21 protein-coding genes are annotated in these 22,061 nt (G+C 70.1%); 11 read left to right on the top strand and 10 right to left on the bottom strand.

Annotated elements, in window-relative coordinates:
• Positions 1–173 precede the first annotated feature (173 nt).
• The 4 genes from tilS to folE all read left to right on the top strand — a co-directional run bounded on the left by tilS (position 174) and on the right by folE (position 4,783).
• A complete protein-coding gene (tilS, locus tag ACFVWW_RS11965; RefSeq protein ID WP_384179739.1) occupies positions 174–1,190 on the top strand; it encodes a tRNA lysidine(34) synthetase TilS in 1,017 nt (338 codons plus the stop codon).
• Between the two features lie 73 nt (positions 1,191–1,263).
• The gene (hpt, locus tag ACFVWW_RS11970) at positions 1,264–1,824 is read left to right on the top strand and encodes a hypoxanthine phosphoribosyltransferase (RefSeq protein ID WP_384179741.1); all 561 of its coding nucleotides are present in this window, start codon (positions 1,264–1,266) and stop codon (positions 1,822–1,824) included.
• A 210-nt stretch (positions 1,825–2,034) separates the two neighbouring features.
• Positions 2,035–4,065 carry an ATP-dependent zinc metalloprotease FtsH gene (gene ftsH, locus ACFVWW_RS11975; protein ID WP_384179743.1) on the top strand — a complete coding sequence of 677 codons (2,031 nt, stop codon included), beginning with the start codon at positions 2,035–2,037 and terminating at the stop codon, positions 4,063–4,065.
• A 112-nt stretch (positions 4,066–4,177) separates the two neighbouring features.
• Positions 4,178–4,783, top strand: a complete 606-nt coding sequence (gene folE, locus ACFVWW_RS11980; RefSeq protein ID WP_384179745.1) for a GTP cyclohydrolase I FolE — start codon at positions 4,178–4,180, stop codon at positions 4,781–4,783.
• 265 nt (positions 4,784–5,048) lie between these two features.
• Here folE and ACFVWW_RS11985 read toward each other — a convergent pair whose 3' ends face one another.
• The 6 genes from ACFVWW_RS11985 to ACFVWW_RS12010 all read right to left on the bottom strand — a co-directional run bounded on the left by ACFVWW_RS11985 (position 5,049) and on the right by ACFVWW_RS12010 (position 10,043).
• The gene (locus tag ACFVWW_RS11985) at positions 5,049–5,543 is read right to left on the bottom strand and encodes a DUF3180 domain-containing protein (RefSeq protein WP_384179747.1); all 495 of its coding nucleotides are present in this window, start codon (positions 5,541–5,543) and stop codon (positions 5,049–5,051) included.
• Between the two features lie 94 nt (positions 5,544–5,637).
• The gene (folK, locus tag ACFVWW_RS11990; protein WP_386877361.1) at positions 5,638–6,252 is read right to left on the bottom strand and encodes a 2-amino-4-hydroxy-6-hydroxymethyldihydropteridine diphosphokinase; all 615 of its coding nucleotides are present in this window, start codon (positions 6,250–6,252) and stop codon (positions 5,638–5,640) included.
• Positions 6,249–6,608: a dihydroneopterin aldolase gene (gene folB / locus ACFVWW_RS11995; protein WP_383914293.1), complete on the bottom strand. Its 360-nt coding sequence runs from the start codon at positions 6,606–6,608 to the stop codon at positions 6,249–6,251. Before folB ends, folK begins: the two co-directional genes overlap by 4 nt.
• Positions 6,609–6,799: 191 nt before the next feature.
• A complete protein-coding gene (locus ACFVWW_RS12000; protein ID WP_384179751.1) occupies positions 6,800–7,258 on the bottom strand; it encodes a nuclear transport factor 2 family protein in 459 nt (152 codons plus the stop codon).
• Complete coding sequence (gene folP, locus ACFVWW_RS12005) at positions 7,255–8,115, bottom strand: dihydropteroate synthase (RefSeq protein ID WP_384179753.1); 861 nt, start codon at positions 8,113–8,115, stop codon at positions 7,255–7,257. The genes ACFVWW_RS12000 and folP overlap by 4 nt, the downstream gene beginning before the upstream one ends.
• A 32-nt stretch (positions 8,116–8,147) precedes the next feature.
• Complete coding sequence (locus ACFVWW_RS12010; protein WP_386877362.1) at positions 8,148–10,043, bottom strand: phosphatidylglycerol lysyltransferase domain-containing protein; 1,896 nt, start codon at positions 10,041–10,043, stop codon at positions 8,148–8,150.
• 147 nt (positions 10,044–10,190) lie between these two features.
• Here ACFVWW_RS12010 and ACFVWW_RS12015 point away from each other — a divergent pair, with 147 nt between their 5' ends.
• Complete coding sequence (locus ACFVWW_RS12015; protein WP_384332376.1) at positions 10,191–11,303, top strand: alpha/beta hydrolase; 1,113 nt, start codon at positions 10,191–10,193, stop codon at positions 11,301–11,303.
• Here the strand turns inward: ACFVWW_RS12015 and ACFVWW_RS12020 are convergent.
• Positions 11,296–12,462, bottom strand: a complete 1,167-nt coding sequence (locus ACFVWW_RS12020; protein ID WP_384179759.1) for an ABC transporter ATP-binding protein — start codon at positions 12,460–12,462, stop codon at positions 11,296–11,298. The genes ACFVWW_RS12015 and ACFVWW_RS12020 overlap by 8 nt on opposite strands.
• A 154-nt stretch (positions 12,463–12,616) precedes the next feature.
• Here ACFVWW_RS12020 and ACFVWW_RS12025 point away from each other — a divergent pair, with 154 nt between their 5' ends.
• From ACFVWW_RS12025 to ACFVWW_RS12040, 4 genes are all read left to right on the top strand, one after another.
• Positions 12,617–13,351 carry an ABC transporter permease gene (locus tag ACFVWW_RS12025; protein ID WP_386877363.1) on the top strand — a complete coding sequence of 245 codons (735 nt, stop codon included), beginning with the start codon at positions 12,617–12,619 and terminating at the stop codon, positions 13,349–13,351.
• Between the two features lie 2 nt (positions 13,352–13,353).
• Positions 13,354–14,127, top strand: a complete 774-nt coding sequence (locus tag ACFVWW_RS12030; RefSeq protein WP_384179763.1) for an ABC transporter permease — start codon at positions 13,354–13,356, stop codon at positions 14,125–14,127.
• Positions 14,128–14,165: 38 nt separating this feature from the next.
• Positions 14,166–15,146, top strand: a complete 981-nt coding sequence (locus ACFVWW_RS12035; RefSeq protein ID WP_384179765.1) for a glycine betaine ABC transporter substrate-binding protein — start codon at positions 14,166–14,168, stop codon at positions 15,144–15,146.
• Between the two features lie 141 nt (positions 15,147–15,287).
• Positions 15,288–16,328, top strand: a complete 1,041-nt coding sequence (locus tag ACFVWW_RS12040) for a hypothetical protein (RefSeq protein ID WP_384179767.1) — start codon at positions 15,288–15,290, stop codon at positions 16,326–16,328.
• 24 nt (positions 16,329–16,352) lie between these two features.
• On the opposite strand, the gene ACFVWW_RS12045 is transcribed toward ACFVWW_RS12040, so the two are convergent.
• Together ACFVWW_RS12045 and ACFVWW_RS12050 are read right to left on the bottom strand one after the other, a co-directional pair.
• Positions 16,353–17,504, bottom strand: a complete 1,152-nt coding sequence (locus ACFVWW_RS12045) for an NADH-quinone oxidoreductase subunit D (protein ID WP_384179769.1) — start codon at positions 17,502–17,504, stop codon at positions 16,353–16,355.
• Positions 17,501–18,511: an SAM-dependent methyltransferase gene (locus tag ACFVWW_RS12050; protein WP_386877396.1), complete on the bottom strand. Its 1,011-nt coding sequence runs from the start codon at positions 18,509–18,511 to the stop codon at positions 17,501–17,503. The genes ACFVWW_RS12045 and ACFVWW_RS12050 overlap by 4 nt, the downstream gene beginning before the upstream one ends.
• A gap of 186 nt (positions 18,512–18,697) precedes the next feature.
• Between ACFVWW_RS12050 and ACFVWW_RS12055 the strand changes: the two genes are divergently transcribed.
• Together ACFVWW_RS12055 and ACFVWW_RS12060 are read left to right on the top strand one after the other, a co-directional pair.
• Complete coding sequence (locus ACFVWW_RS12055; protein ID WP_384332373.1) at positions 18,698–19,897, top strand: sensor histidine kinase; 1,200 nt, start codon at positions 18,698–18,700, stop codon at positions 19,895–19,897.
• Positions 19,898–19,974: 77 nt separating this feature from the next.
• A complete protein-coding gene (locus tag ACFVWW_RS12060) occupies positions 19,975–20,643 on the top strand; it encodes a response regulator (protein WP_384179773.1) in 669 nt (222 codons plus the stop codon).
• Positions 20,644–20,687: 44 nt separating this feature from the next.
• Here the strand turns inward: ACFVWW_RS12060 and ACFVWW_RS12065 are convergent, their stop codons facing one another.
• Positions 20,688–21,983, bottom strand: a complete 1,296-nt coding sequence (locus ACFVWW_RS12065; protein WP_386877364.1) for a threonine aldolase family protein — start codon at positions 21,981–21,983, stop codon at positions 20,688–20,690.
• Positions 21,984–22,061: the final 78 nt, after the last annotated feature.

The following is a 22,061-nucleotide window of genomic DNA, read 5'->3' on the forward strand; positions in this document are numbered from 1 at the left end:
CCGGAGAAGATCGGCTCAGGTATCACCCATCCGAGGGACCGTGAGTAAGGGATAGGCGTGCAATGCTCGGTTAATGGCTCGGTTCTGTCACCATCGACGCACTCTGAGTGACACTCCCCGTCCTGACACCGACCGAGGCACCCCCCAAAAAAACATCACGAAGGGCACCGGATATGGGTCCCCATCCTGCGGTCGCGGCGATACGCCTGGCGGTCCGCCGCGTACTCCACGACGTCCTGACCGACCGCTCCGACACCTCCCCGGCCGGCGCCGGGGGCCGGCCGATCGTGCTGGTCGCCTGCTCCGGCGGCGCCGACTCCATGGCGCTCGCGTCCGCCCTCGCCTTCGAGGCCCCCAAACTCTCCGTCCGGGCCGGTGCCGTCACCGTCGATCACGGTCTTCAAGACGGCTCCGACATCCGCGCCGCCGAAGTCGTCGCCCGGCTCGGCGCCATGCGGCTCGAACCCGTCGAATCCGTCGCCGTGACCGTCGGCCGCGAAGGCGGGCCTGAAGCCGCCGCGCGGGAAGCCCGCTACGCCGCCCTCGACTCCGCGGCGGAGCGGCACCGCGCCGCCGCCGTCCTGCTCGGCCATACCCGGGACGACCAGGCCGAGACGGTGCTGCTCGGTCTCGCGCGCGGCTCGGGCACCCGCTCCCTGTCCGGAATGGCGGCCGTCTCGGGGGCGGCCGGCCGTTATCGCCGTCCCTTCCTCCAACTCGACCGGCAGACCGCCCGCAAGGCCTGCCTGGTCCAGTCGATCCCGGTCTGGGACGACCCCCACAACGCCGATCCCGCGTACACCCGCTCGCGGCTGCGTCATGAGGGTCTGCCCGCCCTGGAGAAGGCGCTCGGCAAGGGCGTCGTCGAGGCCCTGGCCCGTACGGCGCAGCTCTCCCGTGACGACGCCGACGCCCTGGACACCTGGGCCGCCGACGCGGAGCTCTCCGTACGGGACGAGGCGGGACAGCTGGAATGCGCCAAGCTCTACGCCCTGCCGCCCGCCGTCCGCCGCCGGGTGCTGCGCCGGGCGGCCATTACCGCGGGCGCCCCCGCGGGTTCGCTGTTCGCCCGGCACATCGAAGAGGTCGACCGCCTGATCACGGGCTGGCGCGGCCAGGGAGCCATCAACCTGCCCGGCCGCGTGGAGGCCAGGAGGCAGGGTGGCAGACTGGTCATCCGGCAGGGCTGAAGCGCTGGTCTCAAGCACTACGGCTGTGTCTCCAGGGCCGCAAGCCCCTGACCCCTGGCCGACAACGAAAGTGATGCGGGTGGACGACAAGGACATGGGCAGCGACCTTCAGTCGGTGCTCATTACCAAGGAAGAGATCGACGCGAAGCTGGCCGATCTGGCCGCGAAGATCGACGCGGAGTACGCAGGCAAGGATCTGCTTCTTGTCGGGGTCCTCAAGGGCGCCGTGATGGTGATGGCGGACCTGGCGCGGGCCCTGTCCACCCCCGTGACGATGGACTGGATGGCCGTCTCCTCGTACGGGGCGGGCACCCAGTCCTCCGGTGTGGTCCGGATTCTCAAGGACCTGGACACCGACATCAAGGGCAAGCACGTCCTGATCGTCGAGGACATCATCGACTCGGGTCTGACGCTGTCGTGGCTGCTGTCCAACCTCGGTTCGAGGGAGCCGGCCTCGCTCGAGGTCTGCACTCTGCTCCGTAAGCCGGATGCCGCAAAGGTCGCGATCGACGTCAAATGGATCGGCTTCGACATTCCCAATGAGTTTGTCGTCGGATATGGCCTGGATTACTCAGAGAAGTACCGGAACATGCCTTTTGTCGGGACGCTCGCACCGCACGTCTACGGCGGCTGAGGCCCCGCGCGACGGCGAAGCATCGGGAAAGGCTTCGCCGTTGCCGGGAACCACCGCCCCACTTCCGGCGTTGGAGCATGGGAAGACGGGTTCCCGCCCGTCCCGTGCCATCGCACGTGACAATGCTGGGGTACCGTCCGAAGAACAGTCTTTTCTCACAGCAGCATTTACCTACGGGCAGGAGGGACGGGGCGAACTCGCTCCGTATGGATGGACGTGAAGCGATACTTCCGTGGGCCGGTCATGTGGATCGTGCTGGCCGTCCTCGCCGTGGTCGTGTTGATGCAGGTCGTCGGCTCGTCGGGCGGCTACAAGACGGTGGACACCGGTCAAGTTGTCCAGGCGATCGACAAGAACCAGGCCGAGCAGGTCAAGCTGACCACCGGCGACGAACAGATCATCAAGGTCGACCTCAAGGGCGGCCAGAAGATCAATGGCAGTGACAAGATCCAGGCCAGCTACATCGGTGACCAAGGCGCCAGCCTGGCCTCGACGCTGCAGACCAAGTTCCAGAACGGCGACATCACCAAGGGCTACACGGTCTCGCCGTCGAAGCAGAGCCCGTTCGTCTCGGTGCTGCTCTCGCTGCTGCCCTTCGTCCTGATCATCGTGGTCTTCCTGTTCCTGATGAATCAGATGCAGGGCGGCGGCTCCCGCGTCATGCAGTTCGGGAAGTCCAAGGCCAAGCTCATCACCAAGGACACCCCCAAGACGACCTTCTCCGATGTGGCGGGGTCCGACGAGGCGGTCGAGGAGCTCCACGAGATCAAGGAGTTCCTCCAGGAGCCGGCGAAGTTCCAGGCCGTCGGCGCCAAGATCCCGAAGGGTGTGCTGCTCTACGGCCCGCCCGGTACGGGCAAGACCCTGCTCGCCCGCGCTGTCGCGGGTGAGGCCGGCGTCCCGTTCTACTCGATCTCCGGTTCCGACTTCGTCGAGATGTTCGTCGGTGTCGGTGCCTCCCGGGTGCGTGACCTCTTCGAGCAGGCCAAGGCGAACGCCCCGGCGATCGTCTTCGTCGACGAGATCGACGCCGTCGGCCGGCACCGCGGTGCGGGTCTCGGCGGTGGCCACGACGAGCGCGAGCAGACGCTGAATCAGCTGCTCGTCGAGATGGACGGCTTCGACGTGAAGGGCGGCGTCATTCTGATCGCCGCCACGAACCGGCCCGACATCCTCGACCCGGCGCTGCTGCGCCCGGGCCGCTTCGACCGGCAGATCGCCGTCGACCGCCCGGACATGCAGGGACGGCTGGAGATCCTCAAGGTCCACCAGAAGGGCAAGCCGGTCGCCCCGGACGTCGACCTGGGCGCGGTCGCCCGTCGTACGCCCGGCTTCACCGGCGCGGATCTGGCGAACGTGCTGAACGAAGCGGCGCTCCTGACGGCGCGCGGCGACAAGAAGCTGGTCGACAACCACGCCCTGGACGAGGCGATCGACCGCGTCGTGGCGGGCCCGCAGAAGCGGACCCGGATCATGTCCGAGAAGGAAAAGAAGATCACCGCGTACCACGAGGGCGGACACGCCCTGGTCGCGGCGGCGTCTCCGAACTCCGACCCGGTCCACAAGATCACGATCCTGTCGCGCGGCCGGGCCCTGGGCTACACCATGGTCCTGCCCGACGAGGACAAGTACTCGACCACGCGCAACGAGATGCTCGACCAGCTGGCCTACATGCTGGGCGGGCGCGCGGCCGAGGAGCTGGTCTTCCACGACCCGACCACGGGTGCGGCCAACGACATCGAGAAGGCCACGGCCACGGCCCGGGCGATGGTCACGCAGTACGGCATGACCGAGCGGCTCGGGGCGATCAAGTTCGGCGGGGACAACACCGAGCCGTTCGTGGGCCGTGAGATGGGCCATCAGCGCGACTACTCGGAAGAGGTCGCCGCGCTGGTCGACGAAGAGGTCAAGAAGCTCATCGAGACCGCGCACAACGAGGCCTGGGAGATCCTCGTCGAGAACCGTGACGTTCTCGACAACCTGGTCCTCGCGCTCCTGGAGAAGGAGACGCTCAACAAGGAGCAGATCGCCGAGGTCTTCTCGACGATCGTCAAGCGTCCGTCCCGTCCGGCCTGGACCGGCTCCTCGCGTCGTACGCCTTCGACGCGGCCGCCGGTGCTCTCGCCCAAGGAACTGGCGCTGACCAATGGCGCGATCGGTTCGAACAACGGCGGGCTGCCCGCCGGGACGACCGGTGACACGCCTACCGAGGCGGTTCCCGAGGACCGTCCCGAGAGCTGATCCCGGGCGCCTCATCCGGCCCGGAATGGATGCCGCGCTTCCCAGGTTTTAGCCTGTGGGAGCGCGGCATTCGTATGCCCGCCCACAAGGACGGCACAGGAACGAGGCACACATGACCGACCCGGTGACGCTGGACGGGGAGACCCAGGTCCGCGAATTCGATGAGAAGCGGGCCGAGAATGCGGTGCGTGAGCTGCTGATCGCGGTCGGGGAGGACCCGGACCGCGAAGGTCTGCTGGCGACTCCTGGCCGGGTGGCGCGTGCGTACAGGGAGATCTTCGCGGGGCTGTGGCAGAACCCCGAGGACGTGCTGACGACCACGTTCGATCTCGGCCATGACGAGATGGTCATGGTGAAGGACATCGAAGTCACCAGTACCTGTGAACATCATCTGGTGCCGTTCGTCGGGGTGGCGCATGTCGGCTACATCCCGTCGTCGGACGGGAAGATCACCGGACTGTCGAAGCTGGCCCGCCTCGTGGACGTCTATGCCCGCCGCCCCCAGGTCCAGGAGCGGCTGACGACCCAGGTCGCCGACTCCCTGATGGAGATCCTGGAGCCGCGCGGTGTCATCGTCGTCATCGAGTGCGAGCACATGTGCATGTCGATGCGCGGGGTGCGCAAGCCGGGGGCGAAGACGATCACCTCGGCGGTGCGCGGGCAGTTGCGCAACGCCACGACCCGCGCCGAGGCGATGAGTCTGATACTGGCTCGGTAGGCCCTGTCCGGTCGATCTTCGCGGGCCCGCGACGCCCGGCACGGCACCTCGCCGCGTTGTCGGAGTCGTCCAAGTACGTCCAGTACGAGGACGATCCTCCGCCTTGCGATGTACCGCACCGGACGCCGCGGGCTGATCCACGAAGATCGACCGGACAGGACCTAGTCGCGCGGGATACGCGGACGGCCGTCACTCAGGTGACGGCCGTCGCGGCATATGAGGTGCCGGCCTGTGAGGTCGTGAACGTGGTGGTACGGGCGGTCAGTCAGACGGGTCCGGCCGGGGCGGTGCCGTCCTTGTCGTCGTCCGGGCCCTCCGGGAGCTTGCACACCCGCTCCAGGAAGAAGGCCGCGACGATCACCGCGATGCCGGCCAGCACGGAGAAGCCCGCGTAGATGGCCTGGTCGCGGCGGGCGGGCATGTCGAGAGAGCCGAGCAGAAAGACGCCCGTCCCGCCGTACATACCGGAGACGAGGGCCGCCACCAGCGCGCTGGCCTGGCCGAAGACCACCGCGCGGGCCGCCATCAGCGGATCCACGCCCTTCGCGTCCCGGCGCCGCTCCCGCTGGGCCCGGAGCCGCGAGCGGAGCGAGAGCGCGGTGGCGGTGAGCACGACGGCGATCACCACGAGCACGATGGGCGCGGCGAGCGGCACGCTCGGCAGCGTGCCCACCGCGTCCCAGAGACGGGCGCCGGCCCACGAAAGCACACCAGCCACCACAAACAGGCCGGCCAGGACGCCGATCCGCAACTGCTTCACCGAGAAAGCCGCCCTTCGCCTCGCTGTACTCACCCGCGCCGTACCGTCCTGCGTCGTACAGATCCACGCGGTGCCGGTCCGCAGAGCCTAACGACTACTCGGGCAGGCGGAGTTCCAGGTCGGCCCGGGGCTGGACGCCGCTCCGGCCGACATCCGCCAGCAGCTCGGCGACGCGGCCGTGGCCCGGGACCTGGGCCTCCGGCTCCACGTCATGCCATGGAGCGAGCACGAAGGCGCGCTGATGGGCCCGGGGATGAGGAAGGGTGAGCAGCGGGTCGTCCGAGACGACGTCCGCGTACGCCAGGATGTCCACGTCGATGGTGCGCGGCCCCCAGCGCTCGTCGCGGACCCGGTCGAAGGCCTCCTCGATGGCCTGTCCGCGCTCCAGCAGAGAGGACGGGGGCAGGGTTGTCTTGATCACGACCACCGCGTTGAAGTACGACGGCTGGGAGCCGGGCTCGACGCCCCAGGGCTCCGTCTCGTACACCGGAGAGACCGCTTTGACGCGCAGGCCCGGGGTGTCCTCCAGGGCATCGATGGCGCCCTGGATCGTCTCCAGCCGGTTGCCGAGATTGGAACCGAGCGAGACCACGGCCTGTTTCGGGTTGGACAGCGTGATATCCGCCGCGTCCACCTGCGCGACCACGGAGGCGGGCACCGGCTGTACGGTCGGGTCGCTCTGCGGCCCGTCTGTAGAAAACACAGTCATACTCGGCTCCGGGTGATGGTGATGGTCACGTCGTCGAACGGCACGGTGATCGGGGCATCGGGCTTGTGGACGATCACCTCGACCTCTTCGACGCCGTCGTGCTTCAGGCACCGCTGGGCGATGCGCTCGGCGAGCGTCTCGATCAGGTCGACCGGCTCTCCCTGGACGACCTCCACGACCTCCTCGGCCACGATCCCGTAGTGCACGGTCTTCGCCAGGTCGTCGTCGGCGGCCGCGGGGCGGGTATCGAGGCCGAGCACCAGATCCACGATGAAGGTCTGGCCCTCTTCGCGCTCCCGGGGGAAGACGCCATGGTGCCCACGGGCCTTGAGGCCGCGCAGCGCGACACGATCCACGCGAATCACTCCTGCTGTCGTTGGTCGTCAGGGCACCCAGCCGCGTGCGGGCGGCACGGTGCCCTCACTCGAATCTACCCGCGGGCACCGACACTGCTCTCCTGTGGGGCCTGTGGACAGGGTGCCGCACGACTGGTGACCCCCCCTACCCGCAGGTCCCACGAAGCAATCCACAAGGGCGGTTTACCCACTCATGCGGGTGTGTCGTCGTCCGGTTCCTCATCGGTTTCGGCCAGAACGGGTGAACCGTGGTGCGACCACATCTTCCAGCCCTCGGCGGTCCGCCGGAACACATTGGTGGCGACGACGAGCTGGCCGACGAGCGGTCCCAGCTCGCCGCTCTCCTCGGCCGGGCCGCCGCTGAGGATGTTCTCGGTGCAGGTCACCAGCGCGGTGTCGGCGGAGACGGCCACCACCACATCGGTGAGGAAGAACTGGATGTACTCCGTGTTCGCCATGATCAGGGCGTACGAACGCAGGACCTCGCCGCGGCCGGTGAGCACGGGCCAGCCCGGGTGGACGCAGGAGATCCCGTCGTCGTCGCCGTCCAGCCAGAGCCCGGACAGCGAATCGAAGTCGCCGCTCTCCATCGCCTCGTAGAACGTGGTGTTGGCCAGCTCGACCTGCTCATTGTCCGTACGCGCGGTCACTGGGCGCCCTCGACCGCGCGCGCCACGCGGACCGCGTCCGCCGTGGCCCGTACCTCATGGACCCGGACCGCCCAGGCGCCCTGGTGGGCGGCGATGGCGGAGACCGCGGCGCTGGCCGCGTCGCGTTCGCGGGCGGGCGGCGGGGGGCCGTCGCCTTTCGAGAGGACATGGCCGAGGAACCGCTTGCGGGAGGCGGCGACCAGCAGTGGACGGCCCAGGGCGCGCAGCTCGGCGAGGTGCGCGAGGAGCTTCAGGTCGTGCTCGGCCTGCTTGGCGAAGCCGAGGCCGGGGTCGATGACCAGGCGGTCGGGGGTGATTCCGCCCGCGATCACCGCTTCCATCCGCTCACGCAGCTCGGCGACGACCTCCGCGACGACGTCCGTGTAGACCGCGCGGCTGTTCATCTCCTGACTGAAGCCGCGCCAGTGCATCACCACGAAGGGCACCCGGGCGGCGGCGACGGTGGGCACCATGGCCGGATCGGCGAGGCCGCCGCTGACGTCGTTGACCAGGACGGCGCCGGCCGCGACCGCCTGCTCGGCGACGGAGGCGCGCATGGTGTCGACGGAGACGGTGACGCCTTCGGCCGCCAGGCCGCGTACGACAGGGACGACCCGCCTCAGTTCCTCGTCCTCATCGACCCGGGAGGCGCCCGGCCGGGTCGACTCACCGCCGACATCGACCAGGTCCGCACCGGCGGTGACCAGATCGAGGCCGCGCTTGACGGCGGAGGTGGTGTCGAACCAGCGGCCGCCGTCGGAGAAGGAATCGGGCGTCACATTGATGACGCCCATGACCGCACAGCGGTCCCACTCCGGCAGCCCCTCAACCGTGCCTCGTCCGCGCAACGTACTCATACGTCCCACCCTAGGTCCTGACCGGGGAAGCCCTACGCCGTGCGGACCTCGCGGTCGGCCGTGGCGCGGACGCCGTGCGCGCACGGGCGGGGGCGGCGGCCCCGGGCCAGGCGGCGCAGGGGGCGGGGCAGGGACATCGTGACGAAGCCCTCCGCCTGCATCGCGGCGAAGCCGATCCGGGGCAGTTCCCCGGTGCTGCGGAAGACCACGTAACGCGGCTCCCAGCGTGGCTGGAACTTGGCGTTGAAGCGGTACAGCGACTCGATCTGGAACCAGCGGGAGAGAAAGACCAGCAGGCCCCGCCAGCCGCGCAGCACGGGGCCCGCGCCCAGTCGTTCACCCCGGGCGAGCGCCGAGCGGAACATCGCGAAGTTGAGGGAGACCCGCTCCACCCCCAGCCCGGACGCGGCCCGCAGCGCGGCGACGATCAGCAGTTCGTTCATACCGGGGTCGGCGGACCGGTCGCGGCGCATCAGATCCAGGGACATGCCATGCGCACCCCACGGAACGAAGTGGAGGACGGCCTTCAGGTCGCCGTAGGGGCCGGGCGCGTCCTCGCCGGGCTTGTGGGCGGTGGCGATCACCGAGTCGCCGTCGGCGGGATCGCCGATCCGGCCGAGGGCCATGGAGAAGCCGCGTTCGGTGCTGGTGCCGCGCCAGTCGGCGGCGGCGCGGCGGATCCGTTCCAGCTCGCCGTCGGAGAGGTCACGGACGCGCCGTACCCGCGTTTCGTAGCCGGCGCGCTCGATGCGCTTCACCATCTGGCGTACGTTCCGCATGGCGCGTCCGTGCAGGGAGAAATCCGGCACATCCACCACCGCTTCGTCCCCCAGCTCCAGCGCGTCGAGGCCGGTCTCGCGGGTCCAGACCTGACCGCCGGTCTCGCTGCAGCCCATCACGGCGGGTGTCCAGGAGTGGGCCTTGGCCTCGTCCATGAAGCGTTCGATGGCCCCGGGCCAGGCCTCGACATCGCCGATGGGGTCGCCGCTGGCGAGCATCACCCCGGAGATGACGCGGTAACAGACGGCCGCCTTGCCGCTGGGGGAGAAGACGACGCCCTTGTCGCGGCGGAGCGCGAAGTGCCCGAGGGAGTCACGGCCGCCGTGGAGCGCGAGCAGGGCGCGCAGCCGTCGCTCGTCCTCCTCGGTGAGGCGGGCGGCCGGGTGTTCGGGGCGGAAGGCGAGATAGCTGGTGGTGAGCGCGGTGAGCAGGCCGAGCGCGCCGAGGGAGTAGCCGACGGTGCCGGCCACGCTGCCGCTGTAGCTGACGGGGCCCGCGAAGCCGAAGAGTCCGTACAGCACATGTTCGAGCCGGTCGGTCAGGCCGGGGCTGCCGATGGTCCGGTGCGGGTGGGCGCTCACGATGATCAGGCCGAGACCGATGGACCCCGCGCCCATCAGGACGAAGTTCGCCAGCGCCTTCCAGCGGCTGCGGGGGTCGGGCAGGGCCGCGAACTCCCCGCGGTGACGCAGCAGGAGGGCGAGCAGCGCCAACGGGAGGACGGCGCCGAGGAGCGAGTGCCGGTAACCGAACTGCGCCACCGCGCCCACGGGCAGCAGGAAGACGGCGGCGCGCCAGGCCCGGCGCTTACGACGTTTGAGGCCATGGGCGAGCAGCAGCAGGAGGACGCCGGCGCTCAGTGAGAGCGCGGCGGCGAAGGGGCCGAGTGCGCCCGGCAGCACTTCGGCGAAGCTGTGCATCCTGCTGTGCCGGAAGCGCGGGAAGACGCCGGCGGCGATGTCGATCAGGCCGATGAGGGAGCAGGCGGTACCGACCAGCGCGGGTACGGATGCGGGGCGGGGCCCGTGGAACAGACGCTGGATGCCATGGAGCAGACGGCGTGTCAGCCGGATCGGAGGTATCCCCGGGGACCGCCCCGCCCGATCAGGAACCGATACCGATTTATCCCCATCTAGCGTCACAGACATCGCTTCCCGTGGCTCTGTGAGAGATCGTGGTGCCCATGCCCGCTTCTTCTCCGCGGCGCCGGACATTTTGCGACCTCTAGGACGGGGCTTTGGGGGAGCGGGTTCCTCCGCGTTCAGGAAAATCTCATAGGAGAAAGCTCGGTCGACATGGGTCTTACCAGCCGCAAAGTCCTGGCCTTGGCCGTCCTGCTGGCCGTCCTGCTGTTCGTGGCCACCGTCTGGCTCTGGCCACGGCTGTCGCCGCGCACCCCGCGTGCCGTGCTCGGCCGGGTCGGGCTGCTGTTCGCCACCCAACTGGCGGTATTCGCCGCGGTCGGTCTCGCCGCCAACCACTCCTTCCTCTTCTACGGTTCCTGGGCGGACCTCCTCGGCAGGAAGCAGGATCTGGGCGCGGTCCTCGACCACTCGGCCGGCGGCAGGCAGCTCACGGTGGTGGAGAAGCAGTCGCCGCCCGTGCCGGGCGGTTCGCAGCCCACGGCGGGCGGGCAGATCCACAAGATCGCGGTGGGCGGTGAGAAGTCGGGGATCGACAGCTCGGCCCTCGTCTATCTGCCGCCCGAGTACTTCCGGCCGCAGTACGCGCGCAAGACCTTCCCGGCGGCCGTGGTGCTCACCGGCTATCCGGGCACGGCGGAAAACCTGATCACCGGACTGCAGTATCCGAAGACGGCCTGGCAGCTGGCCAGGGACGGCAAGATGCAGCCGATGATCCTGGTGATGCTGCGGCCCACCGTGGCGCCGCCTCGGGACACCGAATGCGTGGACATCCCCGACGGCCCGCAGACGGAGACCTTCTTCGCCAAGGATCTGCCCACGGCGGTGTCACAGACATACCGGGTGGGGACCGCGCCGCGGAACTGGGGCTTCATCGGCAACTCCACCGGCGGTTACTGCGCGCTGAAGATCGCCCTGCACCACCCCGAGCGGTTCTCGGCGGGCGCCGGGCTCTCCGCGTACTACAAGGCGGCCGTCGACCCGACCACCGGTGACCTCTTCCACGGCGACCAGCAGCTGCGCAACCGGGCCGACCTGCTGTGGAGCCTGGACCACCTGCCCCAGGGCGCGTCGTCCCTCCTCGTGACCAGCTCCAAGAAGGGCGAGGGGAACCTGAAGGCCACGCGGAAGTTCATCGGCAAGGTCAGGGCGCCCGCACGGGTGTCGTCGATCATCCTCGACAGCGGCGGGCACAACTTCAACACCTGGCGGCGGGAGGTCGCGCCGGTGCTGGAGTGGATGGGCGGACGGCTCAGCCCTAACTGACCTTGCTGATGGTCTCCAGCTCCACTTCGGTACGGGGGATGGCCTGGGCGTCCGCGTCGATCGACCGGCGCAGCGCCTCGTGCAGCCGGGCGGGGGTGAGGACCCCCAGGAACCGTCCCGTCTCCTCCTTGTCGATGACCGCGATCCAGCCCGCGTCGTGCTGGAGCATCGTGGCGAACGCCTGCTTGAGCGAGGCACCGACGGGCAGCCACGCCTCCATCCGGCGGGCGTGCTCCCGCACCGTCCCCGACGCACCGGTCTGCTCGGTGGAGATCCAGCCGTGCAGATTGTCGTCGGAGTCCAGGACGACGGCCCAGCGCGCGCCCTCCTCGGCGAGCTTCGCCGCGGCGCGGCGCAGCGGGTCGTCGAGATGGAGGACGGGCGGCTGCTCCAGATCGCCCTCCTCGATGGGGGTGACGGAGAGGCGCTTGAGACCGCGGTCGGCACCGACGAAGTCCGCGACGTACGGGGTGGCGGGCGTGCCGAGCACGGCGGCCGGGGCGTCGAACTGCTCGATCCTGCCCTGCCCGTAGACGGCGATACGGTCGCCGAGACGGACGGCCTCCTCGATGTCGTGCGTGACGAAGAGCACGGTCTTGCGGACCGCCGCCTGGAGCTTGAGGAACTCGCTCTGCAGGTGGTCGCGTACCACGGGGTCGACCGCGCCGAACGGCTCGTCCATCAGCAGGACCGGCGGGTCGGCCGCCAGGGCACGGGCCACGCCGACGCGCTGGCGCTGGCCGCCGGAGAGCTGCTCGGGGTAGCGGTCGCCGTAGACGGACGGGTCGAGGCCGACCAGATCGAGGAGTTCGGCGGCGCGCTCACGGCCCTTGGCGCGCTTCCAGCCGAGGAGATGCGGGACGGTCGCGGTGTTCTCCAGGACCGTTTTGTGCGGGAACAGGCCGACCTGCTGGATGACATAGCCGATACGGCGCCGGAGTTCGACGGGGTCGATGGCGGAAATGTCGTCCCCGTCGAGGAATATCCGCCCCTCGGTCGGCTCGATGAGGCGGTTGACCATTTTCATGGTGGTGGTCTTGCCGCAGCCGGAGGGTCCGACGAGCGTGACCAGCTCGCCCTGGGAGACCTCGAAGGACAGGTCGTCGACAGCGGTCGTGCCGTCCGGGTACCGCTTGGTGACGTGCTCGAATCGGATCATGGTTCCCCATTGTGCGGCGTGTTGTGTGAAGGCCATGTTGCTGGAATGTGGCGGACTTCCGCGAATGTCAGTGGTCGGGGATAGGGTCGCCAGAACATCGGGTTTCAGACATACGGCAGACATACGTTCGGGAAGACGGGGGAGGCGAGGATGGATGAACACGCAAGGATGCCTCGCGGCGAACGACTGGATCTGCGGGGAATATCTCCGCTCCCGTAGCCAGGAGTTGACCGACGCCACGGTCCAGCACGTGTGGATCACCGTGGTCTCGGTCGTCATCGGGCTGGTGGTGGCCTTTCCGCTGGCGCTGCTGGCGCGGAGCAAGCCTTCTTTCGCCGGACCCGTGCTGGGCCTGACCACCCTCCTCTACACGATTCCCTCGCTGGCGATGTTCTCGCTGCTGCTGCCGCTCTTCGGGCTGTCCGCTGGCCTCGTGATCACCGGCCTGGTGCTGTATTCACTGACCATTCTTGTGCGGAACATCATGGCGGGGCTGGAATCGGTGCCGGAAGAGGCCAGGGAAGCGGCCCGCGGGATGGGGTACGGACCGGGGCGGCTGCTCTGGGAGGTCGAACTGCCGCTGGCGCTTCCCGCGCTGATGGCCGGGCTGCGCATAGCGACGGTGTCGACGATCGCCCTGACGACGGTCGGTTCGATCGTCGGCCGCGGCGGGCTCGGCAATCTCATCGAGGACGCGCTGCCGAGCTTCTTCAAGGCGCAGGTGCTGACGGCGTCCGTGCTGTGTGTGCTGCTGGCGGTCGTCGCCGATCTGCTGCTCCTCGGGGCGCAGCGACTGCTGACGCCCTGGACCCGGATACGGACGTCGCGCGAGCCGCGCCGTAAAGCCCCGGCGGCCGGCCCGGCCCGCCCGGCGAAGGCGGTGAGCTGACCATGGGTGTCCTCGGAGAGGCCTGGACGTGGCTGACGACCGGTGCCAACTGGTCCGGCGACGGCGGTGTGTGGCACCGGCTCGGGGAGCATGTGTACGTCAGCGGGGTGGCGCTCGCGCTGGCCTGCGCCATCGCCCTGCCGATCGCCCTCTTGCTGGGACATATCGGCAAGGGCGGCGCGCTCGCGATCAATATCTCCAACGTGGGCCGGGCGATCCCCGTCTTCGCCGTCCTCGCCCTGTTCATGGTCTCGCCGCTGCGCAACGCGGGCTACGTCCCCACGATCATCGCCCTGGTGCTCTTCGCCGTACCGCCCCTGCTGACCAACGCCTATGTCGGGATGCGGGAGGTCGACAGCGCGGTGGTGGAGGCCGCCCGGGGGATGGGTATGTCCGGGCCCCAGCTCTTCGTCCGGGTGGAACTGCCCCTCGCGTACCCGCTGATCATGACCGGGCTCCGGTCGGCCTCCGTTCAGGTGGTGGCCACGGCCACCATCGCGGCGATGGTGGGACAGGGCGGCCTCGGCCGGATCATCACCGCCGGTTTCAACACGTACGACACCGCGCAGGTGGTCGCGGGCGCCATCCTCGTCGCGCTGCTCGCGCTGCTCGTCGAAGGCGCGCTCGTGGCGCTGGACCGGGTGATCGACCCGGCTCCGTCCCTCGCCTCCGGTGTCACCGACGTGTCCGACGCATCCGATGTACCCGACGCGTCCGGCGATTCGGCCGGCAAGAACTCCCCCCGCGACAGGACCCCCTCGCGCACGACCGTGTGACGACGGATCTTTTGGCCCTCTTGGAGATGGTGAACCTCATGAGCAAGACCTCGCGCATCGCGGGTGCGGTACTCGGAGCGGTGGCTCTGACCGCGTCGCTCGCCGCGTGCGGCGGCGACAGTCTGGAGAAGGACAAGAGCGGCACCGCCGCGTCCGGCTCCGACACCGGAAAGAAGGGCACGCTCGTCATCGGCGCGGCGGCCTTCACGGAGTCCAAGGTGCTGGCGGAGCTGTACGCCCAGATCCTGGGCGACGCCGGATACTCGACCTCCGTCACCACGGTGAAGAACCGTGAGCTGTACGAACCCTCCCTGGAGAAGGGCGAGATCGACGTCGTACCGGAATACGCCGCTACGATCACCGAATTCCTGAACGCCAAGGTGAACGGCGCCAAGGAGGCCGAGGCGAAGCCCCTCGCCTCCGGCGACGCCGCCGCGACCTTCGCCGAGCTGGAGAAGCTCGCCGGGCCGCTCGGGCTGAAGGCACTGCCCGTCGGCAAGGCCGTCGACCAGAATGCCTTCGCGGTCACCAAGGAATTCGCCGAGAAGAACAAGCTCAAGACGCTTTCCGATCTTGGCAAGTCGAAGATCAAAGTGAAGATCGCGGCGGGCGACGAGTGCGAGGTGCGGCCGTTCTGCCTGCCCGGTCTGAAGAAGACCTACGGCATCAATGTGACGGGCATCGACCCGAAGGGCGTAGGAACCCCGCAGTCCAAGCAGGCTGTCAAGGACGGCGTGGACCAGGTGGTCCTGAGCACCACGACCGACGGCACGCTGGACAGCTTCGGACTGGTGGTGCTGGAGGACGACAAGGGACTCCAGAACGCCGACAACGTACTGCCGGTGGTCAATGCCAAGGACGCAGGTTCGCAGGAGATAGCCGATGTCCTCGGCAAGCTGACCGACGCGCTGACCACGGACGACCTCGCGAAGCTGAACCTCAAGGTCGATGCCGAGCGGGCGAAGCCCGAGGATGTCGCGAAGGAGTATCTGGAGTCCAAAGGTCTGGTCAAGAAGTAGCCGCGAGCCGGCGCCCAGGTCGTAAGTGACGGCAGGCAAAACGGAGTTCTGGAGAGGAAGGGGAGGGGAGTCGGCAACGGGCCGGGAAAGATTGTCCGACCGGCCCCCCATTCGGTCTCCACGCACGGTAAATTTCAGGCCATGCCACGTGGACGCCACCGCCATTCCCCACCCCTCCACAAGCTTCTGCCGCCGTCGGCGGTCGCCGGAGCCGCGGTTCTCTGCGCCGCGGGCGCCTGGTTTCTCTCGGAACCGGTGATGCTCCGCGGTCTGGTCGCCGTGACGGCCGCGGCGGCCGTGAGCGGCGCTGTGTTCATGCGCGGTTGGGACCGGAGCGCCGGCCGGCGCGTCGCGGAGCTGACGCGCGGGCGGGAGAGCGACCAGTGGAAGACCGAGGAACGCGTAGCCGAACTCGAGGCTGACGTGGAGGAGTCGCGCGAGCTGCGCCTCAAGCTCGACGCCAAGCTGCGCGCGAAGCGGGTCGAGCTGGCCGCGCTGCGGGGCGAACACGCCGCGCTGCTGCGGCGGTACGCGACGGCGGAGACCGAGCGCGCCACCGCACTGGAGGGCCGGCGTCAGCTCGCCCTGGAGGCGGCCGCAGAACCCAAGGCCCTGCCCGCCGCGGGCAGCACGCCCACGGCGTCGGCGTACGCCGGTGCCGCCCGCGCCCTGGAGAATCTGCCGCGCAACGGTGTGACCCAGCAGGTGAAGCGGACCGTCGACGCGGCCCGCCGGCGCGATCTGGCCGAGCGGGCGGCGGAGGCGGACGAGCCGCAGGGGAAGCACGCGGCGGCCGCCCAAGGAGAGCAGCACAGCCGTCCGTCGTCCGCTCTCCCCGCCACCCGGGTGCCCGCCGCGTCCGCGATCGTTCCGTACGCCCCGCTGCGCCGCCCGGTGCGGCGGCCCGAAGGCGGATTCGACTTCTTCGGCGCGCAGGCCGCGCAGGCCGCAGAGGCCGCGCAGAGCCGGCACAAGGAAGAAGCCGACGCGGACGAGCCCGCACCGGCCGCGCGGCTGGCCCGGGTGGAGCGCGAGGACCTCGCCGATGTGGTGGGCGAAGAGGTCCTCGCCGAGCGGCGGAGGGCCGAGGGCCGCGCCGTCGGTCAGGTCATCGATCTGACCGCGCACGACGAGACGGAACAGCTCGACCTCGGCGGGCTGCGCAACGCGATCGGTTCCTGATCGCGACGTGACGGCGGCTGCCCGCTACTTGTCGATGTCGCCGACAACGAAGAACAGTGATCCCAGGATCGCGACCATGTCGGCGACCTGCGTCCCGGGCAGCAATTCGGTCAGCGCCTGGATGTTGTTGAACGAGGCGGAGCGGAGCTTCAGCCGGTACGGCGTCTTCTCGCCCTTCGAGACCAGGTAATAGCCGTTGATGCCGAGCGGGTTCTCGGTCCAGGCGTACGTGTGCCCCTCGGGCGCCTTCAGCACCTTCGGCAGCCGCTGGTTGATCGGACCGGGCGGCAGCTCCGCGATCCGGTCCAGACAGGCGTCCGCCAGAGCCAGCGCGTTGTGCGTCTGCTCCAGCAGGCATTCGAAACGCGCCAGACAGTCGCCGTCCTCGCGGGTGACGACCTTCAGCGTGTCCCGCAGTTCGCCGTAGGCCAGATACGGCTCGTCGCGGCGCAGGTCGAAGTCGACCCCGGAGGCGCGGGCGATCGGCCCCGACACCCCGTAGGCGTGGACCGCCTCCGGCGACAGCACCCCGACACCGCGGGTTCGGGCCCGGAAGATCTCGTTGCCGAGCACCAGCCGGTCGTACACATCCATCCGCGAGCGGACCTCGGCGACCGCGTGCCTGGCCCGGCCCTGCCAGCCGGCCGGCAGGTCCTCCTTGAGGCCGCCGACCCGGTTGAACATGTAGTGCATCCGGCCGCCGGAGACCTCCTCCATCACGGCTTGCAGCTCCTCGCGCTCCCGGAAGGCGTAGAACACCGGGGTGATACCGCCCAGTTCGAGGGGGTACGACCCGAGGAACATCAGATGGTTGAGCACACGGTTCAGCTCGGCGAGCAGCGTCCTGGTCCATACGGCGCGCTCGGGCACCTCCATGCCGAGCATCCGCTCGACGGCCAGCACCACACCCAGCTCGTTGGAGAACGCCGACAGCCAGTCGTGGCGGTTGGCGAGCATCACGATCTGCCGGTAGTCGCGCGCCTCGAAGAGCTTCTCGGCGCCGCGGTGCATATAGCCGATGACCGGTTCCGCGTGCCGGATGACCTCGCCGTCGAGCACGAGGCGGAGGCGGAGCACACCGTGCGTGGAAGGGTGCTGGGGCCCGATGTTGAGCACCATGTCGGTGCTCTCCGCCGCGCCGCCGATGCCGACCGTCGTCCGGGTGGTCTCCGTCATGGGCGACAGTCTCTCAGAGCGATGCCGGGGGCATTACTAGCGGTGCCGGGGTCGCCCGGCGCGGTGCCCACGCCGTCAGGAGCCGTGAAGGGATCCGCCGGCGCGATGCCCACGGGCTGCGTCAGCCAGCCGAACTCGCCGAGCCCGCCCCGCGCCGTCAGCTCCGCCGCCTCCCCGGCGGCCGCGAGCGCCCGTACGTACGCCGCGGGGTCGGTGGAGGCGAGGGACAGCGGCGGACGCTCCCCGCTCACCCCCAGACGGTGCAGCGCCGCGCGCTGGCCGGTCAGCTCCGCGCCCGGCAGCGCGCAGGCGTCCAGCGCCACATGGGCGGTGAGATCGCAGCTCCCGTCCGGTACGGGACGCACCTCCCGGCCGGCCAGGAAGCCGGTCAGCGTACCGAAGGGCGGCCGGGCGGCCCGTACATGCGCGTAGTCGACGGCGACCGCGAGCCCCCGCTCCAGCGTGCCGACGGCAGCCGCCCACGCCTCGTCGCGCGGCCGGCCGATCTCCGCCCTGGTGCCGGGACCGGCGGGCGGCCACCAGCGGGCGAGCCACTCCGCGTCAGGGCCGTCGACCGGTTCGCCCAGCTCCTCCGAGCCGTCCGGCCGTACGAGGACATACCGCACGACCCCGTCCGGATCGGTCTCGGCGACATCGACGGGGACGTTGTCCAGCCATTCGTTCGCGAAGAGCAGCCCGCTGACCCCGGCCGGCGGCTCCGCGCGCCACTCGATACGCGGGTCCAGGCCCGCGGGCCGCGGGGCGCGCTCGACGGCGTACGGCCGTACCGCGAGCCCGTCAGGGACCGCGGCCAGGATGCCGGTCAGCAACTCGCCGCGGCCCGCGCCGATGTCGACGAGCGCCACCTCGTCCGTCCCCAGCGCCCGGGCGGTGCCGGCCAGCAGCAGGGCGACGGCGCCGGCGAACAGGGGGGAGGCGTGCACCGAGGTGCGGAAGTGCCCGGCAGGTCCCTCGGGCCGCAGATAGAAGCCCTCGGGGCCGTACAGCGCGGCCTCCGCGGCCGTACGCCACCGCTGCGGACCGGGCTCGCACCGCCCGCCCCGCGACCCCTGCGACTTACACGTCTCATCCGTCACGGCGTCAAGTCTCCACCTTGGGGAGTACGCTTCCGGCGACCGGATCGACCCTCCGGTTGACCTCTCTCCCTTTTCCGCCTCCCTACGCTGGGTTACGTGCAGCGCTTCTACGACTTTCTCCGCAGACACCCGACGGGCGTCGACAGCTTCTGGGCTGTCCTGCTCTTCGGGTTCTCCTTGTTGTGGGCGGTCGGGGAGAACTCCGGCGTCGTGCCGCGGCTGGTGGCCATCGGGGTCGTCCTGCTGCTCAGTCTTTCCGTCGCGCTGCGCCGGGTCGCACCCGAGAAGACGCTGCTGCTCGTGGTGGCCCTGGGCGTCGCCCAGGTCGCGCTGGACGTGCAGGTCAATCCCGCCGACTTCGCGATGCTGGTCGTCATCTACACCGTCGCCGCGCAGGGCGGCCCGCGCTGGGCCTCCATGCTGGGGCTGGTCGGCGGACTGCTCGCCGCTCCGATATCGCAGGTGCGCTGGCACGTGGAGGGAGCCGGCACCGCGGGCCGGATCTTCTTCACCGCCGTCATGAGCGTGCCGTTCGTCCTCGCCTGGGTGCTGGGCGATTCCATGCGCACCCGCCGCGCCTACTTCGACCAGCTGGAGGAGCGCGCCACCCGGCTGGAGAAGGAGCGCGAGGCACAGGCCAAGGTCGCGGTCGCCGCCGAACGGGCCAGGATCGCCCGTGAGCTGCACGACGTCGTCGCGCACAACGTCTCCGTGATGGTGGTGCAGGCGGACGGCGCGGCCTATGTGCTGGACGCCGCGCCCGACCAGGCCAAGCAGGCCCTGGAGACCATTTCGAGCACCGGCCGCCAGGCCCTCGCCGAGATGCGCCGGCTGCTCGGGGTGCTGCGCACCGGAGATGCCAAGGAGACCGGGGAGTACGTGCCGCAGCCCGATGTCGACCAGATCGAGGATCTGGTCGAGCAGGTGCGGCGCGCGGGCATCACCGTGGACTTCAAGATCGAGGGCACTCCGCGGTCGCTGCCCAGCGGGGTGGAGCTCACCGCGTACCGCATCGTGCAGGAGGCCCTCACCAACAGCCGTAAGCACGGTGGCCCGGACGTCGGCGCCAGCGTGCGGCTGGTCTACTTCGACGACGGGCTCGGGCTGCTCGTCGAGGACGACGGCCGGGGCGCCGCCCATGAGCTGTACGAGGACGGCGGGGCCGACGGCCGAGGCCATGGGCTCATCGGTATGCGGGAGCGGGTCGGTATGGTCGGCGGCACGCTGGACGCCGGGCCGCGGCCGGGCGGCGGCTTCCGGATCAGCGCGCTGCTCCCGCTGAAGCCCGCGCACTAGGACGTACCGGAGCCCGCCCCGCCCGGCCTTCCGGCCCACCGCCCGCCCGATCCGCCTACTGGACAAGGAACCCGCAGATGTCGATCCGCGTCATGCTCGTCGACGATCAGATGCTGCTGCGCACCGGCTTCCGTATGGTGCTGGCCGCGCAGCCGGACATGGAGGTCGTCGCGGAGGCCGGGGACGGCGCCGAGGCGATCGAGAACCTCCGCTCCACCGCCGTGGACGTCGTGCTGATGGACGTACGCATGCCCCGGCTGGACGGCGTCGAGGCGACCCGCCGGATCTGCGGCGCCCCCGACGCCCCGAAGGTGCTCATCCTGACCACCTTCGACCTGGACGAGTACGCCTTCTCCGGGCTGAAGGCCGGGGCCAGCGGCTTCATGCTGAAGGACGTGCCGCCGAGTGAGCTGCTGAGCGCGATCCGCTCGGTCCACAGCGGGGACGCCGTCGTCGCGCCGTCCACGACGCGACGGCTGCTCGACCGCTTCTCCCCGCTGCTGCCGAGTGCGGGCAAGCCGCAGAACAAGGAGCTGGAGCGGCTGACCGGCCGTGAGCGCGAAGTGATGCTGCTGGTCGCGCAGGGTCTGTCGAACGGCGAGATCGCGGGGCGGCTGGTGCTCTCCGAGGCGACCGTGAAGACCCATGTCGGCCGGATCCTCACCAAGCTCGGTCTGCGCGACCGGGTGCAGGTGGTCGTCCTCGCCTACGAGACGGGGCTGGTGCGGGCCGGCGGCGGCGCCTGACGCGGGAGAGCCACACCCCGCGGCCGGTCCCGATCCGGTGCGCGTCAGGCGGACTCCGCCCGCTCCTGGCACTCCACCAGCAGGGCCACGAACGCGCCGACCGCCGCCCGCACGTCGTCCGCCGTCCACTCCAGGCCCGATTCCGCCACCGTGACCTCGGTGAGGGAGACGCCAGGAGGGCCGGAGCCCGAGGCGAACCAGCGGCGGAACAGCGTCACCTTCGTCTCCTCCGACTGCCGGAGCGCCGCTTCGTTCAGCACCTGCGGTGCGTACGGCAGCCACACCTGGAACTGGTGCGTGTGCGGTGGCTCCGGGTGGACGCGGAACCACGGGACCGCGGACGCCGCGAACCCCTCGGCGAGCGCCGTCGCCACCACGCGCGCGTGCGTCACGTACGAGGGCAGCCGCGGCAGCTCACGCTCCAGGCCCAGCAGGGCCGACAGGGCCGCCGGGTACTGCTGGAAGAGCTGGCCCCCGTACCGGTGGCGCCAGATCCGCGCCTCCTCCACCAGCTCGGGGGAGCCGGCGAGCACCGCGCCCGACAGGCCGTCGAGCGACTTGTAGAAGGACACGTACACGCTGTCCGCGAGACCCGCGATCTCGGCCAGCGGGCGCCCGAAGTGAGGGGCGCACTCCCACAGCCGCGCGCCGTCGAAGTGCACCACCGCGTCCCGTTCACGCGCCGCGGCCACGGTCGCGGTGAGCTCGTCCCAGGACGGCAGGACGAAGCCCGCGTCCCTGAGCGGCAGTTCCAGCATCAGCGTGCCGAAGGGCTCGGCCAGCTCGTGGATCTCCTCGGCGGTCGGAAGGCGCGGCTCCGTCGTCGGATGGACCGTATGCAGCCCGCTGACGGACGACAGCGCGCCGCCCTCGTGGACCACGGGATGCGCGAGCGGATGGAGGGCCACCGTCCGGTTTCCCGTGCGCCCCGCCCAGCAGCGCAGCGCCACCTGCTGGGCCATCGTGCCCGTGGGGAAGAAGACCGCGGCCGGGAAACCGAGCGTGGCGGCCACCCGCCGCTCCAGCTCCGCGACGACCCCGTCCCCGTACACATCGGTCCATTCGTCCAGGTCGTAGACCGATCCCGCGTCCGCCGCGAGGGCGGCGAGCCGCTCGCCCATGCGCTGGTCCGCCGACGTCCGGGACAGCACCCGCTCGGACGCCCGCCACGCGGCCAGCCGGCGCCGCCGCTCGTCCTGCGCCGACACCGATGCGGATGCCGATGCGGCTGCCGGTGCGGATGCCCGTGCGGCCGGCCGCAGCGACGCGGCGGGCTGCGCCGGTACCTCCGCCGTCGTCGCGCCGGACACCTCGTCGACCTGTTCGCTCATCTCTCCCATGCGTCGATCATCGCTCACCCGCCATCCCCCGCCCACAGCCTGTGGACAACCAGGTGGGCGGGCGAATCGCTGGCGTAG

This window comes from Streptomyces sp. NPDC058198 (assembly GCF_042882605.1).
Taxonomy (GTDB): Bacteria; Actinomycetota; Actinomycetes; order Streptomycetales; family Streptomycetaceae; genus Streptomyces.

What these genes read in the sequence shown, in the direction of transcription:
- tilS (WP_384179739.1), top strand. Translation starts at nt 174, where the DNA reads ATGGGTCCCCATCCTGCGGTCGCGGCGATACGCCTGGCGGTCCGCCGC.
- hpt (WP_384179741.1), top strand. Translation starts at nt 1,264, where the DNA reads ATGCGGGTGGACGACAAGGACATGGGCAGCGACCTTCAGTCGGTGCTC.
- ftsH (WP_384179743.1), top strand. Translation starts at nt 2,035, where the DNA reads ATGGACGTGAAGCGATACTTCCGTGGGCCGGTCATGTGGATCGTGCTG.
- folE (WP_384179745.1), top strand. Translation starts at nt 4,178, where the DNA reads ATGACCGACCCGGTGACGCTGGACGGGGAGACCCAGGTCCGCGAATTC.
- folK (WP_386877361.1), bottom strand. Translation starts at nt 6,252, where the DNA reads ATGACTGTGTTTTCTACAGACGGGCCGCAGAGCGACCCGACCGTACAG.
- folP (WP_384179753.1), bottom strand. Translation starts at nt 8,115, where the DNA reads ATGAGTACGTTGCGCGGACGAGGCACGGTTGAGGGGCTGCCGGAGTGG.
- ACFVWW_RS12010 (WP_386877362.1), bottom strand. Translation starts at nt 10,043, where the DNA reads ATGTCTGTGACGCTAGATGGGGATAAATCGGTATCGGTTCCTGATCGG.
- ACFVWW_RS12015 (WP_384332376.1), top strand. Translation starts at nt 10,191, where the DNA reads ATGGGTCTTACCAGCCGCAAAGTCCTGGCCTTGGCCGTCCTGCTGGCC.
- ACFVWW_RS12020 (WP_384179759.1), bottom strand. Translation starts at nt 12,462, where the DNA reads ATGATCCGATTCGAGCACGTCACCAAGCGGTACCCGGACGGCACGACC.
- ACFVWW_RS12025 (WP_386877363.1), top strand. Translation starts at nt 12,617, where the DNA reads ATGAACACGCAAGGATGCCTCGCGGCGAACGACTGGATCTGCGGGGAA.
- ACFVWW_RS12030 (WP_384179763.1), top strand. Translation starts at nt 13,354, where the DNA reads ATGGGTGTCCTCGGAGAGGCCTGGACGTGGCTGACGACCGGTGCCAAC.
- ACFVWW_RS12035 (WP_384179765.1), top strand. Translation starts at nt 14,166, where the DNA reads ATGAGCAAGACCTCGCGCATCGCGGGTGCGGTACTCGGAGCGGTGGCT.
- ACFVWW_RS12040 (WP_384179767.1), top strand. Translation starts at nt 15,288, where the DNA reads ATGCCACGTGGACGCCACCGCCATTCCCCACCCCTCCACAAGCTTCTG.
- ACFVWW_RS12045 (WP_384179769.1), bottom strand. Translation starts at nt 17,504, where the DNA reads ATGACGGAGACCACCCGGACGACGGTCGGCATCGGCGGCGCGGCGGAG.
- ACFVWW_RS12060 (WP_384179773.1), top strand. Translation starts at nt 19,975, where the DNA reads ATGTCGATCCGCGTCATGCTCGTCGACGATCAGATGCTGCTGCGCACC.
- ACFVWW_RS12065 (WP_386877364.1), bottom strand. Translation starts at nt 21,983, where the DNA reads ATGGGAGAGATGAGCGAACAGGTCGACGAGGTGTCCGGCGCGACGACG.